Genomic DNA, 3,552 nt, shown 5'->3' with positions numbered 1-3,552 from the left:
CCTTGCCGGTCTGACAGGGCCCGAAGGATGCGCTGGTAGTCCACCGACAGTACCGACCAGGGCAGCCCCGCGCGCCACATCGGCACCACCGATTTAGGCTTCGCCGGCTCGGCCTGCGGACCTGCTTCTCGCAGGCCCTTGGCGGAATCCGGGGCGGCATCTTCAGCACCGCCCAGGGCCAGGACCTCGCCGACCCGCGAGCGGGCAATGACCCACTCCTTCCAGTCCTGCTCGGCCACCACCAGCTCGGCCTGGACGCGATCGGCCTCCTCCCGCAACTCCTCCACACGACGACGAGCAGCGAGCTCCCGCTCTTCCAGCAACCCAGAAACGGACGGCATCCGCGACCTCCCGGAGAACAACAACCCGACGAGACACAACTCCCACCGAATCACCGCCCCTACTCCTGACCAGCGGAAACACCGCAGCCACCACCGGAAAGACAACAGCCACTGACGCACTCCACTGCAACTCACACGTCGCGTATCAACTGCGCAGCCCTCAATCAACCTGCGCAGACAAACGTCTCACACCCCACGTGACCTGCGAGTTCGCCGCTGACAGGCCGTGACGCGGCGCAGTGACAACACATGACGAACCGCCAGCCCGAACGTCAACACCACTGACACACCGCAGCCCCCTTCGTCATCGGCCGTGCACTGACCTCCCCCACACCAGAGCCTCACTGTGGAGGCAGGAGACTGGGGTGATGATCGAACGTCGTGTCCTGGGAACCGGCCCGCGCCCTGCAACTCCCCCTGCGCCGCCGACAGCTGCCCGTCGGGCCCGCCTCGCCGCCGAGCTGGCCGAGGACTCCGGCATGGTGCCCAAGGAGCCCGCGGTGCCTCGCTCCTCCGGCCGGCGCTCCTTGGGGCCCGGGGCGGGCGCGGCCGATCGCTGACCGGCCATCACTGACCGGGGTCTCGTACTTGGGCGGCCCGGTGGTACTGAGCCTTTTCCATCCTCACTCTGAGCTGGTCAGATGCAGGGTGAGGATGGCCTGGACGAGGCTGGTGATCCGGGTGTCTGCCTGCGGCGCTCCGCTTCCTGGAGGACCCGCTTGTGCTTCCGCGGCTTCCGGGGGCCCGCCCGCGCGGGGGCTGAGGTCGCCGGCCAGCAGCCTGGTGAGAGCACTGGGGTAGGCGTCTTCGGCGCACTCGAGCAGGTGCAGGAGGACTGCGAGTTCGCACGGGCGGAGATGCAGGTGGGTCAGGGCGCCTGCCGCGCCGGAGACCAGTGCCAGCGCACACGGCTCTCGTAGGCTCGTCTGTGCAGTTCCGCGAATCGGATCCGGGGTCTTCGAACTGACCGGGCTGGGCGGGGAGATAGGCGGCTGTTCGCTTCCGCCGGTGCGCGACTCCGGGTGACGGTCGAAGGCCCAGTGCCATCCCCCGTCGCGTGCTGCTCAGGCTGGCACTCTTCCGGATGACTGACGTACAGATCCGCTGACGGCTGGTCAGTCGCGGCGGTACACCGGGTGGCACGAGAGACCATCACGTCGATCCGGAGGTCCACGTGCACTTTCAGCGATCCGCTGTACGGCGAACCATCGCGGTAGCCATCACGTTAGGGCTGGCGCTCCTGGCACCCGCGCCCGCCACGGCCGCCCCGCACCCGCCGAAGCCGCAACGGCAGGTCTACGCCTACGTCACCAGCCTCGACGGCCACGTGTACCCGATCGACACGAGGACCAACAAGGTCCAGGGGCTCGGGACCACCGCCGTCGGCGGCGGCCCCGAGCAGGTCGCGGTCACCCCCGACGGCGCCAGTCTCTACGTGACCAACGCCTTCAAGTACGTGTCGGCGGTCAACATCGCCAAGAAGAGCGTCACGAACATCCCCTTCGACAAGGACGAACTCTCTCCCGACCTCCTCTACGGGGAAGCGATCGCCCCGGACGGCAAGCACGTCTACGTGGCCGTCCAGAACCCCTTCGACGGGGACAAGGTATCGGTGATCGACACCGCCACCAACCAGGTCTCCGCCACCATCAAGACCAGCAGGCCCGACCAGGTGGCGATCAATCCCGGCGGCAAGCGCCTCTACGTAGCCGACAGCAAGGGCAGCCTGTCCGTGATCAACACCGCCGACAACCAGGTCATCGCCACCATCCGCCTCAACGAAGCGGCCAACGGCATGGCGGTCACCCCTGACGGCAAGCGCCTCTACGTGACCGGGAACAGCGGCACCGTCTCGGTGGTCAACCTCGTGAAGCAGAAGATCGTCCGCACCATCCCCGGTGCCGGCACGGGCGGGCTGACGATCAGCCCCAACGGCAAGCGGGCCTACGTGGTCGGCGTCGACAACAAGATCAGGCAGGGCAAGGTGTCGGTGATCAACCTGACCACCGACAAGGTCACCAAGACCATCCCCATCGGCGACATCCCGCCGGACACCGGGTCAGGCAGGTACTTCCGTCCCGCGGAGGTGGCCCTCACCCCCGACGGCAAGAGCGCCTACGTGGTCGGCTCCTACGGCAACGGGACACCCCAGGGAACCGTGTTCGCGATCAACACCGCAACCAACGCCGTGACCCCCATCACCGTCGGCGCCGGCGACACCATGGGGGTAGCCGTCGGTCGACTGTGACGGCGACACGAGCGCTCGGCAGATCCAGGCGCCACCCTTCCTGCCGACGAAATCCGAACATGACGCCTTTGCCTCCAACGGCACCCAATGAGCCTTTTCCAACCTGCTGGGTGGGCTGGGCAGTTGGGCTGACAGGCGGGTGAAGCCCCTGGTAGATGAGTTTTCGACCAAGAGAACCGTCTCCACCAGGGGCTTCATGTGCTTGTCTACCCGTCCGGCATTGACGTGTCCACCTCGACCCTGCGCCTGCTGTCCGAGCAGCTGCGCGCTCGGCGCCACGAGCGCGGGACCCGATGGCGGCGCCTGACCGCTGGACGCCAGGCGCTGCTCGCCCTCGCCCATCTGCGGTGCGGGCACACCTACGCCCAGCTCGCGGCCGGGTTCGGAGTCGGCACCACCACCGCCTACCGGTACGTGGACGAGGCCGTCGAGCTGCTGGCTGCGCTCGCCCCCACCCTGGCCGAGGCGGTCCGCGCCGCGGCGAGGAAGGCGTACGTCATCCTCGACGGCACCTTGCTGCCGATCGACCGGATCGCCGCCGACCGGCCCTTCTACAGCGGCAAGCACAAGAAGCACGGCATGAACGTCCAAGCCCTCACCGATCCGTTCGGCCGCCTGCTGTGGGCCTCGGCCGCGCTGCCCGGCGCTATCCACGACATCAAGGCCGCCCGCACCCACGGGATCATCGACGCCCTGGCCAAGGCCGACCTGGCCTGCTGGGCTGACAAGGGCTACCAGGGCGCCGGCGGCACCGTACGGGTGCCCTTCCGCGGCAAGCACCGCAACCTCTCCACCGGACAGCAAGCCGTCAACGTCGCCCATGCCCGCATCCGCCCCCTCGGCGAGCAAGCCATGGCCACCCTCAAGGCAGGGCTGATTCATAGTCCTGGCTGCTTGGAGAATCGGCAGGTCACAGGCATGTGACGGACCTTCACTCCACCAGTTCCGTACGCAACGAAGCTC

Annotated in this window: 1 protein-coding gene and 2 pseudogenes; 2 read left to right on the top strand and 1 reads right to left on the bottom strand. The window is 67.8% G+C overall.

Annotated elements, in window-relative coordinates:
• Positions 1-341: pseudogene (locus ACFWB8_RS36840) on the bottom strand (hypothetical protein); the annotation flags it as partial.
• 1,174 nt (positions 342-1,515) lie between these two features.
• Here ACFWB8_RS36840 and ACFWB8_RS36835 point away from each other — a divergent pair.
• Entirely contained in the window at positions 1,516-2,589 is a 1,074-nt protein-coding gene (locus ACFWB8_RS36835) for a YncE family protein (protein ID WP_385237623.1), read from the top strand.
• A gap of 198 nt (positions 2,590-2,787) precedes the next feature.
• A pseudogene (locus tag ACFWB8_RS36830) lies at positions 2,788-3,459 on the top strand (transposase family protein); the annotation flags it as partial.
• Between the last annotated feature and the right edge of the window lie 93 nt (positions 3,460-3,552).

The organism is Streptomyces sp. NPDC060031 (genome assembly GCF_042736805.1).
Lineage (GTDB): Bacteria > Actinomycetota > Actinomycetes > Streptomycetales > Streptomycetaceae > Streptomyces.
The sequence above is the reverse complement of the archived record's forward strand: the minus strand, read 5'-3'. Positions and strand labels throughout refer to the sequence as shown.